Here is a 254-nt window from a genome sequence, read left to right as displayed (position 1 = left end):
AGCGCTCAGTACCGCAACACCCGGGCCAGCAAGCTCAACCTGGCTATTACGTTGTGAAAAGTCAGCATGAGCTTTACTGTCGTCCACTGCTGCAACCGACACAACGGAGTCATAAGATGCCGGATAAGACAATGCGGTATTGCCATCATTACCTGCTGCAGCGATCAGCAATACATTGGCGTCATAAGCGGCTTGCATGGCATTGCCCTCGGTCGTATTGGAACCGGCACCGCCAAGGCTCATATTAATAACCG

Annotated in this window: 1 protein-coding gene; it reads right to left on the bottom strand. The window is 52.4% G+C overall.

Translation table 11 applies throughout. The annotated features are described in order from the left end of the window. Nucleotides 1-254, bottom strand: a 254-nt coding sequence (locus SB773_RS33190; RefSeq protein ID WP_410594696.1) for a S8 family serine peptidase, incomplete at both ends; no start/stop codon positions are given.

Source organism: Bacillus sp. SIMBA_074 (assembly GCF_046534555.1).
GTDB lineage: Bacteria > Bacillota > Bacilli > Bacillales > Bacillaceae_G > Bacillus_A > Bacillus_A mycoides.
This window is presented reverse-complemented; position numbering and strand designations above follow the sequence as displayed.